Annotated in this window: 14 protein-coding genes and 1 tRNA gene; 9 read left to right on the top strand and 6 right to left on the bottom strand. The window is 65.0% G+C overall.

Annotated features, from left to right (window positions below; translation table 11 throughout):
• Positions 1–55 precede the first annotated feature (55 nt).
• A complete protein-coding gene (locus HAPAU_RS02140) occupies positions 56–790 on the top strand; it encodes a creatininase family protein (RefSeq protein ID WP_066378963.1) in 735 nt (244 codons plus the stop codon).
• An 8-nt stretch (positions 791–798) separates the two neighbouring features.
• Here the strand turns inward: HAPAU_RS02140 and HAPAU_RS02135 are convergent, their stop codons facing one another.
• Entirely contained in the window at positions 799–1,260 is a 462-nt protein-coding gene (locus HAPAU_RS02135; protein WP_066378961.1) for a DUF5790 family protein, read from the bottom strand.
• 61 nt (positions 1,261–1,321) lie between these two features.
• On the bottom strand, positions 1,322–1,663 hold the full coding sequence (locus HAPAU_RS02130) for a dihydroneopterin aldolase family protein (protein ID WP_066378959.1): 342 nt from the start codon (positions 1,661–1,663) through the stop codon (positions 1,322–1,324).
• A 96-nt stretch (positions 1,664–1,759) separates the two neighbouring features.
• On the opposite strand from HAPAU_RS02130, the gene HAPAU_RS02125 reads away from it, so the two are divergent.
• Entirely contained in the window at positions 1,760–2,371 is a 612-nt protein-coding gene (locus tag HAPAU_RS02125; protein ID WP_066378957.1) for a translation initiation factor IF-2 subunit beta, read from the top strand.
• Positions 2,372–2,449: 78 nt separating this feature from the next.
• Positions 2,450–3,196 carry an NAD-dependent glucose-6-phosphate dehydrogenase Azf gene (gene azf / locus HAPAU_RS02120; protein WP_066378955.1) on the top strand — a complete coding sequence of 249 codons (747 nt, stop codon included), beginning with the start codon at positions 2,450–2,452 and terminating at the stop codon, positions 3,194–3,196.
• 33 nt (positions 3,197–3,229) lie between these two features.
• Here azf and HAPAU_RS02115 read toward each other — a convergent pair whose 3' ends face one another.
• Complete coding sequence (locus tag HAPAU_RS02115; RefSeq protein ID WP_066378953.1) at positions 3,230–3,850, bottom strand: DUF309 domain-containing protein; 621 nt, start codon at positions 3,848–3,850, stop codon at positions 3,230–3,232.
• Between the two features lie 186 nt (positions 3,851–4,036).
• Between HAPAU_RS02115 and HAPAU_RS19615 the strand changes: the two genes are divergently transcribed.
• Positions 4,037–4,183 carry a DUF1328 family protein gene (locus HAPAU_RS19615; protein ID WP_084383643.1) on the top strand — a complete coding sequence of 49 codons (147 nt, stop codon included), beginning with the start codon at positions 4,037–4,039 and terminating at the stop codon, positions 4,181–4,183.
• A gap of 24 nt (positions 4,184–4,207) precedes the next feature.
• Here HAPAU_RS19615 and HAPAU_RS20805 read toward each other — a convergent pair whose 3' ends face one another.
• Both HAPAU_RS20805 and HAPAU_RS02110 read right to left on the bottom strand, forming a co-directional pair.
• Positions 4,208–4,345, bottom strand: coding sequence for a hypothetical protein (locus tag HAPAU_RS20805; RefSeq protein WP_157078406.1), 138 nt, complete (start codon positions 4,343–4,345; stop codon positions 4,208–4,210).
• Between the two features lie 382 nt (positions 4,346–4,727).
• Positions 4,728–4,800 (bottom strand) — tRNA-Arg (locus HAPAU_RS02110).
• Between the two features lie 189 nt (positions 4,801–4,989).
• On the opposite strand from HAPAU_RS02110, the gene HAPAU_RS02105 reads away from it, so the two are divergent.
• The 5 genes from HAPAU_RS02105 to HAPAU_RS02085 all read left to right on the top strand — a co-directional run bounded on the left by HAPAU_RS02105 (position 4,990) and on the right by HAPAU_RS02085 (position 12,253).
• Entirely contained in the window at positions 4,990–6,288 is a 1,299-nt protein-coding gene (locus HAPAU_RS02105; RefSeq protein ID WP_245634009.1) for a hypothetical protein, read from the top strand.
• Between the two features lie 178 nt (positions 6,289–6,466).
• Positions 6,467–7,735, top strand: a complete 1,269-nt coding sequence (locus HAPAU_RS02100) for an NRAMP family divalent metal transporter (protein ID WP_066378948.1) — start codon at positions 6,467–6,469, stop codon at positions 7,733–7,735.
• Between the two features lie 112 nt (positions 7,736–7,847).
• Positions 7,848–8,615 carry a sulfite exporter TauE/SafE family protein gene (locus HAPAU_RS02095; protein ID WP_066378946.1) on the top strand — a complete coding sequence of 256 codons (768 nt, stop codon included), beginning with the start codon at positions 7,848–7,850 and terminating at the stop codon, positions 8,613–8,615.
• A gap of 669 nt (positions 8,616–9,284) precedes the next feature.
• Positions 9,285–11,471: an elongation factor EF-2 gene (locus tag HAPAU_RS02090; RefSeq protein ID WP_066378944.1), complete on the top strand. Its 2,187-nt coding sequence runs from the start codon at positions 9,285–9,287 to the stop codon at positions 11,469–11,471.
• Between the two features lie 224 nt (positions 11,472–11,695).
• Entirely contained in the window at positions 11,696–12,253 is a 558-nt protein-coding gene (locus HAPAU_RS02085) for a sugar O-acetyltransferase (protein ID WP_066378942.1), read from the top strand.
• A 1-nt stretch (position 12,254) separates the two neighbouring features.
• On the opposite strand, the gene mce is transcribed toward HAPAU_RS02085, so the two are convergent.
• Positions 12,255–12,638: a methylmalonyl-CoA epimerase gene (mce, locus tag HAPAU_RS02080; RefSeq protein ID WP_066378938.1), complete on the bottom strand. Its 384-nt coding sequence runs from the start codon at positions 12,636–12,638 to the stop codon at positions 12,255–12,257.
• Positions 12,639–12,680 lie beyond the last annotated feature (42 nt).

Genomic DNA, 12,680 nt, shown 5'->3' with positions numbered 1-12,680 from the left:
CGGTTCCTCCTGCAGGCACCGCCGGAACTAACTCGCCGCCCCGCGACCTGCCCGCATGCACCTCTCGGAGGCCACCTGGACCGACGCCGCCGACGCGGAGACAGACCTGGCCCTCCTGCCGGTCGGCAGCACCGAACAGCACGGTCCCCACGCCCCGCTGGGAACCGACGCCAGTACAGCAAAAGCAGTCGCCGAGGCCGCAAGCGAGGCCTACGACGGCGAGGTTGTCGTCGCGCCCGCGATTCCGGTCGGAGTCGCAGAAGAACACCGCCACTTCACGGGAACGCTCTGGGTGAGCCCCGACACCTTTCGGGCCTACGTGCGCGAGACGGTCGCGAGCCTCGCCTTTCACGGCTGGGATCGGGTAATCGTCGTCAACGGCCACGGCGGGAACGTCCCCGCTTTGGGCGAGGTCTGTGCGACGATATCGCGACACGACGCCGCCAACGCTGTTCCCTATACGTGGTTCGAGGGCGTCGGCGACCAGCGAACGGATATGGGTCACGGCGGCCCGCTCGAAACCGCCTTGTTGCGGTGGATCGAACCCGATCTCGTCCGGGAGGATCGGATCGAGGAGGCCCGCGAAGGGGCCGCAGAGCGCTGGGGCGAGTGGGTCTCGCGGGTGAACCTCGCGGTCGATTCGGCGGAGTTCACCGAAAACGGCGTCGTCGGCGACCCCGGGGAGGGCTCAGCGAAACGGGGTGAGGAACTGCTCGCGCTCGCGAGTGCGGCGCTGGTCGAACTCATGGAGGCGATCGAGGGCCGGGAGTACGACACCCGAAAACGCTGATTGACCGGTCACTCCTCGTTTTCGTCTGCGTCCTCGTCGTCTTCCACGCTCTCCTTATCGTCCGCCTCGCTTTCCTCGCCTGCGCCGGCGTCCTCTAGCTCCCCGCGAAGCTCGGGGACGGTGCTCGCGAGCCCGCCCACTTGGTCGTGAGCGTCATCGACGGTTTCGATGAGCGCGGCGAGATCGTCGAGTTCCTCTTCGAGCGATTCGGGATCCTCGAAGGCGTCAGCCCGCTCCCCGACCATGAACCACTTGCGCGCATCGCGGAGGTTCTCCGCCGCGTCGCCGGTATCGAGCGAGGATTTCAGCGAATTAAGCACACCCAGAGTGTTCTCGGCGTCGACATTCCAGATGGCGTCGGCGCTCGGCAGTTCGCTTCTCGCGGCATCCATGTTCGCCTCGACGTCCGCGCGGATCTCGCTTGCGGCCTCGCCGAGTAGTTCGTCGTCGTCCAAGGTCGACTGGCTCATGGCGAACGATTCGACCCCCGTTGGTTTAATAGTGACCCGACCGCACGGTGAAAGTGAACCGTCACCCCTCGACGTTCCGAACCCGCATTCTGGGGTAGCCGTCCTCGAGTTCCATTTTCGTCCGCACCGTCACACCTTCGTACTCGACGGTGATTTCGGCGTCCATCAGCGGTCCCTGGAGTTCGGTGTAGCCGATCTCGGGGTCGATGGCGTCGTCGAGGCGGTCGTCGTGGACGGTTATCGAGGCCTCGGTGCAGTGGGGCTGGTTCTCGATGGCCTCCTCCATCGCGCGCTCTAGGCCGGGGGCGCTCTCGTGGTCGACCGGGGTTCCCGTAAACTGGTGATAGAGCGTGCCGAACTTGATACCGGCCTCGAAGCAGGCGATCTCGCTGTCGGTTGGCATACCGGTGTGTGGGGGGTTCGGGGAAAGGCGTTTTCGGTGCGTGGGTGGGCCACGGTGTCACGAAGCGCCTATACGCCCGCGATCCGTTCTTTCGGTATGGACTACAGCGCAAGCCTCGACAGGGCGATGGACGAGGTCCCGGACATCAAAGGAAACAGCGAGCGGCTCTCGATCCCCGACGCCCAAGCACAGAAGGACGGTGCCTTCACCCGGCTGACGAACCTCGGCGATATCGCCGACACGCTGAACCGGGAGGCAGAACACCTCCACCGGTTCATCCAGCGCGAACTCGGTACCAGCGGCAAGTTCGAGAACGGCCGCGGGCGGTACAACGGCAATTTCAGTGGCCCCGATCTCGACGCCGCGGTTTCGAGCTATGTCGAGGAGTACGTCCGGTGTTCGGAGTGTGGGCTCCCCGATACCCGCCTCGTGCGCGAGGACCGCACCCCGATGTTGCGCTGTGACGCCTGTGGGGCGTTCCGACCGGTCACGAAACGCACCCAGACCACCCAGACCCAACAGCGCGACGCCGTCGAGGAGGGCCAGACCTACGAGGTCAAGATCACCGGCACGGGTCGGAAGGGCGACGGCGTCGCCGAGCGGGGCAACTACACCATCTTCGTTCCGGGCGCACAGGAGGGCGACGTGGTGAACATCTACATCAAGAACATCAGCGGCAACCTCGCGTTCGCCCGCCTCTCGCAGTAACACCTCGTTCGTCGTTTGGGGCGACACAGCGCCTCGAATCGCACGTTTCTTAGTGGTCGGTGGCGACCCTCAACCTGAATGGACGCTCCCGTCTTGCTGACCGGCTCCGAGGGGCGGGTCGGCCGCGCGATTCTCGACAGGCTCGCCGGGGCCTACGAGTGGCGCTTGTTCGACCGTGAACCGCCGGCCGAGGACCCGCCGGGCGAGTTCGTCGTCGGGGACATCACCGACGAGGAGACCGTCCGCGAGGCCATGGACGGCGTCGGTGCGGTGATCCATCTGGCGGGCGACCCGCGACCGGAAGCGCCGTGGGACAGCGTCCTCCGGAACAACATCGACGGCACCCACACCGTCATGGAGGCGGCAGTCGACGCCGGCGTCGAGACGTTCGCCTTCGCCTCCTCGAACCACGCGGTCGGGGCCTACGAGACCGAGGCACGCACCCCTAACATCTACCGGCCGGACGACAAGTTCCTCCTCGACGGCACCGAACTCCCCCGACCCGGCAACCGCTACGGCGTCTCGAAGGCCGCCGGCGAGTCGCTCGGGCGCTTTTTTCACGACGAACACGGCCTGAGCGTCGCCTGTGTCCGAATCGGCAACCTCACGAAGGACCATCCCCCCAAGGACTACGAGCGCGGCCAGGCGATGTGGCTCAGCCATCGCGACTGTGCACACCTCTTCGAGTGCTGTCTCGAAGCCGAGTACGACTACGAGATCGTCTACGGTATCTCCGACAACGACCGCAAGTACTACTCGATCGAGCGCGCCCGCGAGGTACTCGGATACGACCCACAGGACAACTCCGCCAACTACACCGACTGAACGCTTCCGTCCCGTTTTGACCGACCGATGCCGTCACCTGTGGGGATCGAACAGCCCCTCGACGTCACGCTCGCGCGAGCGTCGCCGGGAGACGTGATCCGAGAGTCGCCCGTAGACGAGATCGCGCTGGGCTGGCTCCCGAACGAAATCCGTACAGAGCGCGAGAAACGGGTTCGATTCGCCGGTCTCGAGTCCCTCGCGTGCGTATCCACGGGCCCGCTCGACGAGTGCCGCGTCGTAACCCCCGGCCGATGCGAGAATCGGTGCGGCCAGTAGGCACTCCTCGGTGTCGAGGGCGGAGGGCGACACGGGTTCCCCTCGATGGGTGAGTCGCGGCGGACGCGCCCGTTCGATCCACTCGGGGTCGCTCCCGAGCGCATCGAGCGTCCGTCGGACGGGGACGAGGTCGACGCCGCGATACGCCTCCGGAAGGTCGGTGAGATACTCGCGAGCGCTCACTGCGAGCCCGATCGTGCCCGCCCAGTTGCGGGTCCGGGCGTGGTGGATCGCGGCGGTGTACTGGATCAACCCGTGGAGTAGCCGCTCGTCCTCACCGTCGGGGAGTTCGAGCCATACCGGTTCCCACGCGTCGTGGGCGGCGTGATGGTAGCCGGCGTTGTAGAGGGCGATTCCGGTTCGAAGCGCGCGATCCATACAGGACCTTCGTTCCGCGGCGAGTAGCGTGTATCGGTTCGTCCTATATAATTGGGTTGCAGGAGCAAGCACCGACTGTCTTGTAATCGATAGTACTCAATGGGAGTGGAATGGATATCACTCATGTCGGTCGACGGACACCGTCCCGACGATCGAGCGCCACGAACGGACTGGGAGGCGTGAGCCATGCTTGAGCTCGCGATCCTGTTTTTCGTCCTCGCGATCGTCGCCGGTGCTCTCGGTGCTGGCGGAATCGCAGGAATGTCGATGACGATCGCCAAATGGCTCATCATCGCGTTCTTGGTCCTCGCGGTCGTCTCGTTCCTCCTGTAGGGCCTTCAGACGGCCCGCGGGCAGTTACGAGAGACCGTAGGAACCCGCGGACCCGGGGATGCGATCGGCGCTATGGCAGATCCCACAGACCCACGTGTCTTCCCCCTGATCGTAGGACCCGACGGTCTTTGCCCCACACCACCCACAGTAGTGCTCGTGCATACACCATGTGTGGTAATACCACAGCATATATCTTTTTGTTATCTAGTTAAGTAATTATGGCTGATGATAACGGCCAGCCCACTTGACCGAAAGTCACAGTAGGGGTACCATAAAACCGGTCCAGCGGTTCCCGGATCGTATACGGCCTCCCCGCCGTCCCCTCCCCCGAAAACGCACTGAGGCCCAGTGAAACTCGACTGTTTCACTGCGCTTGTTCGCGTTACTTCCTGCTTACCGCTCCGCGAGGAGTTTCACGTGAGCGAAGCGAGCGGGAGGCACGTCAGGCCGTGAGCGCCAGCGGACGTCCTGAGTCTCTGCTCAAATCTCCGCGTGCTTTCACGGCGCAGTCGTCCCTGTCGATCGCTTTATTGCGCCGTGAAAACGTCCTGACGGAGATTTGAACTCCGGTCACAGGCTCCGCAAGCCCGTAGGATGGTCCACTACCCTACCAGGACTCACTTCAGCATATGCCGGTTCCGGTTAAAGGGGTTACGATCCGCCGCCCTTACTACGGGGTAACCGTCCGGGCGCACCCTAAAGTTATCTATATTTTATATATTAATTCTGTTTTGTTTGTGACGTGATCGATCGTGAGCGGTCCTGAACCGAGGCGGTGTTCCTCTCCCAACGAGGATGGTCGTGGTGTGACACGCCGATCGGTTCTGGCTGCCGTCTCGGTGGCCGCCACGGCGATCACCCCGGAACTTGGCGGGTCGAAGACGGGAAGTGTCGGGTCGACGGCCGACCGGACGTTCGATCCGACCCGTCACGGTTTCGGGTTTTATAACTGGCGCGTACGCGAGGGGCCGTATCCCGGAACGGTGCCCGACACCGTCGACGACGGGTGGCGTGAGTCGTTCGAGAACGTGTTCGACCGCCCGATCTCGGAGTTTCCCGGCGGGTTCGTCGATGGGTTCTCTCGGCACGCTCGCGAAGGACTGCTCGAAGCGGTCCGAACCAACGGCTACTGCTACGGGATGGTCTTCGCCGCACAGCGATATTTCGAACGCCCCGAGACGATTCCCGGCGGCTTCGATACGGCGAGCGAGATCGCCCACCCGAACGCCCCGCAATCCATCGAGGAGACGCCGATCCTCGACGATCTCGTCGAGTACCAGACCGCACAGTACGTCGATTTTCACGCATGGCTCGGGCGGTACGCCCTGCTCGACGCCTCGCTGATCGATTACGACTCGCAACTCGCGGATCTACTGGCGGCGGTCGACGCCTTCGGCACCGCCGCGATCACGCTGTTTTCGGAGGAGTCGGTCCGCTCGCATCAGGTGCTCGTTTACGACTACGAGCGCCACCCCGATCGGATCGTGCTGCTCGCGTACAACCCCAACTACACCGCCGAGACCTACGCGGAGTTCACCTACACCGTCGAGATCGACACGAGCGGCGAGACGCCGGTTCCCCAGCCCGTCGAGTACGGCGCGGGTTACGACCAGTTCGTTCACAACGAGTACGACCGGTTGATCCGCGCCCGGCGCGATCCCTCCGGACCGCTCAGGGGCGGGAAATCGCTCTCCGAGCGCGTGTTCGGGACGACCCTGTTCGTCGCGGCGGACCCCGCAGTCGAGACGGTCGTCGTCGATCAGACGGGACGGCGACTCGAACGGACTACCGGCCCCGAACCGCTCCACTACCGCTATGGGGTGTCCGATGGAACGTACCGGATCGCACTGACTGGCCGAGGCGCCAGCGAGTACGCCCTCGACGTCTACGTCGGCGACAGGTATCACGGGTTCCTCGACGAGACGATCGAGGGTACGATCGCGGCCGGCGAGACCGAACGCTACGCGGTGACGATCGACGACGGGAGTGCGGCCCTCACGACCGGCGTGGGAGGGACGGCGGCCCTTGGCGCGATCGGCGCGAGTTACGCGGTTGAACGCGGGCGGGCCCGCCGCCGCGACCGTCCCGAGAGGCACGATCCGTAGTTCGCGGCTATGACCTCCGGTAGCCGGTCGAAACGACCACTCCTCGGCTGTCGTGTACCCCGATCGGTCGAACGGACCGGGCAAGCAGAGGGTTTATCTCTCCAATTCCCATAGATATGATTGACGTATCATTCGGACGAGTTTTCAAGCGGTTACGGAATGCGAATCGTCAATATAAATGGCAACGGATCACGCACGACGCAGTTGGTTAGACGAGGTATCGGCAACGATAAAGGAGTACGGACTGGCGTTCGTAATGGTCGCGAGCTACTTCGGGTCGGGATCGGTGTTCATCGCGAGCCAGGCGGGCGTCGCCCACGGGTACACACTGTTGTGGGCTGTCGTCGGCGCGGCGCTTCTGGGTTTCATGGCCCAGGACATGAGCGCCCGGCTGGGCATCCACGGCACCTCGTTGATGGAGTTCATCAGGGCGAAACTCGGACGCGGCGGCGCGACGGCGGTCGCGCTGTTTCTCTCGGTCGGGTGTGTCGCCTGGACGCTGGGACTGGTCGCGGCGGTCGGCGCCGGCGTGCAGTTCCTCTCCGGGGGCGCGATCGGCTGGCAGCCCGTCGCGGTCGCCACGACGTTCGTCGCGATCGGCGTCGGCCTGCTCGACTACGAGCTGGTCGAGAACGTCATGATCGCCATGATGCTCGCGCTGATGGTGATCTTCGTGATCGTCATGCTCCCGAGCGGCGCGGACCCGACGGCGGTCGCGGGCGGGTTCGTCCCGAGCATCGAGAACGCCGCGGCGCTGACGATGGCGGCGGGGCTGCTCGGAACCACGGCGCTCTGGCCCAACTTCTTCCTCGAGTCGATCCTCGTCGAGAACAAGGGCTGGACCGACGAGTCGGACCTCCCGACGATGCGAAAGGACCTCGCGGTCGGCTACGCCGTCGGTGGGGTCACGACGATTGCGATCCTGATCGTCTCGGCGGCGATCCTGCCCGCGCTCGGCTACACGACACTCGATACGTTCATGACGCCCGGCGAGGCGCTCGTCGAGGTGTTCGGCGCGTGGGCGATGGTCCTCTTCATCGCCGGGGCCGCGGCGGCGGCGTTCAACAGCATCATCCCGATCATGTGGACGCCCGCCTACATCGTCCCGCAGGCGCTCGGTCACGAACCGACCAAGGACGGACGGCTGTTCAAGCTCGTCTTCGCGGCCGGGACGGGACTGGGCGTGCTCTCGCCGGTCATCTCGTCGGCGCTCGGCCTCTCGGTCGTCGACATGGTGATCCTCTTTCCGACCTACAACGGCATCTTCGCGCTGCCGCTGGCGGCGGTGCTCCTGTTCTGGGCCGTCAACGACCGCGGGACCATGGGCGAGCACACCAACACCCTGAAGCTCAACCTCGTCAACGCGACGCTCGTGTTGCTCGCGATCGTGCTCGCGGCCCTCTCCATCCGGGACTTCATCGGCATGCTCTTCGGCGGCGGGCTGTAGACTGTCGATCCGGCCTGCCGTCGGTTCGGCTACGAGGTGTCGTGAACCGCAAGCGCCACACGACTCGACGTCGATCACCAGACTTACGACTCCCGGCGGTTTTCGACCGATAGTGTCGCCCGAACTCGCCGCGCTCCTCGTCGTGATCGCCCTGTTTGCGGGTGTCGGGATCACCGCGATCGGCCCCGGCGGCGTCTTCGTGACGATCGCGCTGTTCGCGCTCGCGCCCCTCTCGTCCGCGGAGGTCGCGGGCACCGCGAGTGCGACGTTCGTCGCGACCGGCCTGCTGGGCAGCCTCGTCTATTTCCGGTCCGGCGAGTTCGCACAGGGCTACGCCCGCGAGATGGCGATCGTCCTGAGCGCGACGAGCATCGCTGGTGCGCTCGCGGGCTCGCAGCTCAACTTGCTGCTCCCCGAGTACGTCTTCGGCTACCTGCTCTCGCTGTTCGTCGCCACCATCGGTGCGGTTATCGTCTACCGCGAACGCGTCGGCCTGAAACCCTCGAACCGACTGGATAGCGTCCCCGACCGCCAGCGCCGGATACTCGTCGGCGGGGTCGGCCTCGGGATCGGCGTTCTCGGCGGGCTGCTCGGCGTCGGCGGCCCCGTCGTCGCCGTGCCGGTCCTCGTGGTGCTCGGCGTGCCCATGCTCGTGGCGGTCGCGGTCGCGCAGGTCCAGTCGATCTTCATCTCGGCGTTCGCGACCGTCGGCTACGCGCTCTCGGGTGCGGTGTCGATCCCCGTCGCCCTGCTCGTCGGGATCCCGCAACTGGTGGGCGTCGTCGCCGGATGGAAGGTCGCCCACCTGGTCGATCCCCACCTGCTTCGGGTTGTCCTCGGGATCGTTCTGGTGGGGGTGTCGCCGCTGCTCCTGCTCTGAACAACCCTCGGCGTCCTCGAAAACGCCGACGGCTTTTTTAGCATCTCGGAACGGTTTCGCCGCTCCGACGAGTCGTCGAAGTGACGGAGCCGCTTCGGGATCGGGAGAATCGACGGTTCTCCGGCGAAACCTCGGCAGATCCGCCTCGCCCGTTTCATGACCCCACAAATGACTGCAACACTGTCTTTTCCGGTCCCGGAAACCTTCGATTTCCGAGGACCACCGGGCCGCGTTCCGAGCGGTTCGGATCCGAACCGCTCGCTTAGGACGCCAGCCCTTCCCCGCCCCACTCGCGGAGCCGTCGAGGGTGACGGCCCCGCTCGTGCCGGCCGTCACACCGCTCTCCCCTGTCCGAGTTGAACCGCGCGCGAACCGCCGGCACGATTCCCGGTGCTCGTCGCCCCTAGTCGAGGATCCGCGCCGAAGCACCTCATGCAAACCACGGTCGTCTCCGTTCGCTCCGCTCGCTCACCGTCTACTCCCTGCTTCACGCTCGCTATCGCCCACGCGAAACACCGCTGTTCACTCCGTTCACAGCGACCTTGGTTCTCGCGCCGCTCGAACGAAACACGCTCGTTCCGCTTCGCTACGCTCTCTGCTTCACATTCGCCGTCAAACGGCGAATGTGAAACACTACCCTTTTCACTCCGCTACCGGTAGGAGACGGTAATGGGCCGACGAAAGAAGATCGTTCAGGAGTGTGAACGGTTGATGGACAAGCCGGAGAACATCCGGAACATCGCCATCGCCGCACACGTCGATCACGGAAAGACGACGCTGACGGACAATCTACTGGCCGGTGCGGGCATGATCGCCGACGAGGGCGAGGCCACCCGGCTGATGATGGACACCGAGGAGGACGAACAGGAGCGCGGGATCACCATCGACGCGGCGAACGTCTCGATGACCCACGAGTACGAGGACACCAACCACCTCATCAACCTCATCGACACGCCGGGCCACGTCGACTTCGGCGGCGACGTCACCCGTGCGATGCGCGCGGTCGACGGTGCGCTCGTGGTCGTCGACGCCGTCGAGGGCGCGATGCCCCAGACCGAAACCGTCGTCCGTCAGGCGCTCCGTGAGGGCGTCAAGCCGACGCTCTTTATCAACAAGGTCGACCGTCTCATCAGCGAGCTCCAGGAGGGGCCCGAGGAGATGCAACAGCGCCTCCTCTCGGTTATCGACGACGTCAACGAGCTCATCCGCGGGATGACCGAGGACATGGACGACATCGACGACTGGACGGTCTCCGTCGAGGACGGTACCGTCGCGTTCGGCTCGGCGCTCTATCGGTGGGGCGTCTCGATGCCGTCGATGCAGGCGACCGGCATCGACTTTGGCGACATCATCGATCTCGAACGCAACGACGAGCGCCAGGAGCTCCACGACCGGACGCCGCTGTCGGACGTCGTACTCGACATGGTCTGTGAGCACTTCCCGAACCCGCTCGACGCCCAGCCCCGTCGTATCCCGCGTATCTGGCGTGGCGACGACGAGAGCGACCTCGCGGAGGGCATGCGGCTGGTCGACGACGAGGGCGAGGTCGTCCTGATGGTCACCGACATCGGTATCGACCCCCACGCCGGCGAGATCGCCGCCGGCCGCGTGTTCTCCGGCACCATCGAGAAGGGCCAGGAGCTCTACGTCTCGGGTACTGCGGGCAAGAACCGCGTTCAGTCGGTCGGTATCTACATGGGCGGCGAGCGCGAGGAGGTCGAACACGTCCCGGCGGGGAACATCGCCGCCGTCACCGGTCTGCGCGACGCCATCGCCGGCTCGACCGTCTCCAGCGTGGAGATGACGCCTTTCGAGTCGATCGAGCACATCTCCGAGCCCGTCATCACCAAGAGCGTCGAGGCGAAGAGCATGGACGACCTCCCGAAGCTCATCGAGACGCTCCGGCAGGTCTCGAAGGAGGACCCCACGATCCAGATCACGATCAACGAGGACACCGGCGAGCACCTCATCTCGGGCCAGGGCGAACTCCACCTCGAAGTGATCACCCAGCGCATCGAGCGCAACCAGGGTATTCCAGTAAATACCGGTGAGCCGATCGTCGTCTACCGCGAGGCCATTCGCGGGGCGACCGACACCGTCGAGGGGATCTCACCGAACCGCCACAACCGCTTTTACCTCACTGCCGAACCCCTCTCGGAGGAGATCGTCGACCAGATCCGCCTCGGCGAGGTCTCGATGGACATGCCCGAACAGGAGCGCCGCGAGGCCCTCCAGGAGGCCGGCATGGACAAGGACTCCTCCCAGAACGTCGAGCACATCTTCGGCACCAACGTCCTCATCGACGATACCAAAGGGATCCAGCACTTGAACGAGACGATGGAACTCGTCATCGAGGGGCTCGAAGAGGCCCTCGACGAGGGGCCGCTGGCCGCAGAACCCGTTCAGGGGACGTTGCTCCGCTTGAACGACGCCCGACTCCACGAGGACACCATCCACCGGGGTCCCGCACAGGTCATCCCCGCGGTTCGCCGCGCGGTCCACCGCGCGCTCATCGCCGGGCACGTCTCGCTGCTCGAACCCATCCAGGACGTCCGCATCGACGTCCCCAGCGAGCACATGGGTGCCGCAAGCGGCGAGATCCAGGGACGGCGTGGCCGGGTCGACGACATGTACCAGGAGGGCGACCTCATGGTCATCGAGGGGATCGCCCCCGTCGACGAGATGATCGGCTTCTCCTCGGACATCCGTAGCGCGACCGAGGGTCGGGCCTCGTGGAACACCGAGAACGCCGGCTTCCGCGTCATGTCCGACAGCCTCCAGCGCGAGACGATCATGGAGATCCGCGAGCGAAAGGGCATGAAGCTCGAACTGCCCGAGTCGATCGACTACTTCTAGACGCGGAGATTTTTCGAGGAGCGGTGTGCTCACTTCGTTCGCACACCGCTCCTCGAAAAATCTCCTCCAAAAAGGCCGGCGCGACGGAGACGCGCCGGTCCGCTACCGCAGCCGCCCACTTCCGGTTCTCCGCGAGTAGTGACTCTCCCCTCCATAGCACGTCCAGAAACGAGCTTCAATCGGAGAACAGCAACCCGTATCCGGGCGCCCCCTGGATAAAGGCCATGCCCAGTGAGCGCGAGAAGATGCTTCGCGGGGAGCTCTACGACGCAAGCGACCCACAACTCGTCGCCGAGAGAGCGCGTGCCCGCGAACTCACCCGCGAGTACAACCGAACCACGGGGAACGATCCCGACCGACGCGAGCGAATATTGGAAGAGCTGTTCGGCTCCGTCGAGGGCGACCTCTTCGTCGAACCCCCGTTTCGGTGCGACTACGGCTCGAACGTCCACGTCGGCGAGGACTTCTACGCCAACTTCGACTGCGTGATTCTGGATGTCTGCCGGGTCGAGTTCGGCGACGACTGCCTGCTCGGACCGGCCGTTCACGTCTACACCGCGACCCACCCGCTCGCCGCCGACGAGCGCGCCGCCGGTCTCGAATACGGGAAGCCAGTCACGGTCGGCGACGGCGTCTGGATCGGCGGACGGGCGGTGCTCAACCCGGGCGTCACGATCGGGGACGGTGCGGTGATCGCCTCGGGCGCGGTCGTCGCCGGCGACGTTCCGCCCGGCGTCGTCGTCGGGGGGAACCCGGCGGACGTCATCAGAGAAATCGAGTAAGCTAGTGCTCGACAAACTCGATAAGGACGCCACCCGTCGACTTCGGGTGGAGGAAGGCGACCTCGTGGCCCCACGCCCCTCCTCGGGACTCCTCGTCGATGAGATCGATCCCGGCCTCGCGGGCGGTTCCGAGCGCCGCCTCGATGTCGTCGGTCTCGAGGGCGAGGTGGTGGATCCCCGATCCGTTTCGATCGAGATACCGTGCGATCGTCCCGCCGTCTCGGGGCTCGAGTAATTCGAAATACCCGTTTCCGAAGTCGAGGAAAGTGACGTTCATCCCGTCGAACTCTTCCTCGTGGACGATCGACGCGTCGAAGACGGTTTCGAAGAGGGCGGCTAGATCGTCGCTATCGTCGGTCGCGATCCCGGCGTGATCGAAGCGCATACCGTTCGTAGACCGACCGGGCGTATAGTTCCCGCTTCTCGC

It is taken from the genome of Halalkalicoccus paucihalophilus (assembly GCF_001593955.1).
Taxonomy (GTDB): Archaea; Halobacteriota; Halobacteria; order Halobacteriales; family Halalkalicoccaceae; genus Halalkalicoccus; species Halalkalicoccus paucihalophilus.
Note: the sequence above shows the minus strand (reverse complement) of the source record. Positions and strands in the feature narration are given on the sequence as shown.

Excerpts from the sequence above, each read along its gene's own strand:
- HAPAU_RS02130 (WP_066378959.1), bottom strand. The coding sequence starts at position 1,663 with ATGCCAACCGACAGCGAGATCGCCTGCTTCGAGGCCGGTATCAAGTTC.
- HAPAU_RS02100 (WP_066378948.1), top strand. The coding sequence starts at position 6,467 with ATGGCAACGGATCACGCACGACGCAGTTGGTTAGACGAGGTATCGGCA.
- HAPAU_RS02115 (WP_066378953.1), bottom strand. The coding sequence starts at position 3,850 with ATGGATCGCGCGCTTCGAACCGGAATCGCCCTCTACAACGCCGGCTAC.
- HAPAU_RS02140 (WP_066378963.1), top strand. The coding sequence starts at position 56 with ATGCACCTCTCGGAGGCCACCTGGACCGACGCCGCCGACGCGGAGACA.
- azf (WP_066378955.1), top strand. The coding sequence starts at position 2,450 with ATGGACGCTCCCGTCTTGCTGACCGGCTCCGAGGGGCGGGTCGGCCGC.
- HAPAU_RS02085 (WP_066378942.1), top strand. The coding sequence starts at position 11,696 with ATGCCCAGTGAGCGCGAGAAGATGCTTCGCGGGGAGCTCTACGACGCA.
- mce (WP_066378938.1), bottom strand. The coding sequence starts at position 12,638 with ATGCGCTTCGATCACGCCGGGATCGCGACCGACGATAGCGACGATCTA.
- HAPAU_RS02125 (WP_066378957.1), top strand. The coding sequence starts at position 1,760 with ATGGACTACAGCGCAAGCCTCGACAGGGCGATGGACGAGGTCCCGGAC.
- HAPAU_RS20805 (WP_157078406.1), bottom strand. The coding sequence starts at position 4,345 with ATGCACGAGCACTACTGTGGGTGGTGTGGGGCAAAGACCGTCGGGTCC.
- HAPAU_RS02090 (WP_066378944.1), top strand. The coding sequence starts at position 9,285 with ATGGGCCGACGAAAGAAGATCGTTCAGGAGTGTGAACGGTTGATGGAC.
- HAPAU_RS19615 (WP_084383643.1), top strand. The coding sequence starts at position 4,037 with ATGCTTGAGCTCGCGATCCTGTTTTTCGTCCTCGCGATCGTCGCCGGT.
- HAPAU_RS02135 (WP_066378961.1), bottom strand. The coding sequence starts at position 1,260 with ATGAGCCAGTCGACCTTGGACGACGACGAACTACTCGGCGAGGCCGCA.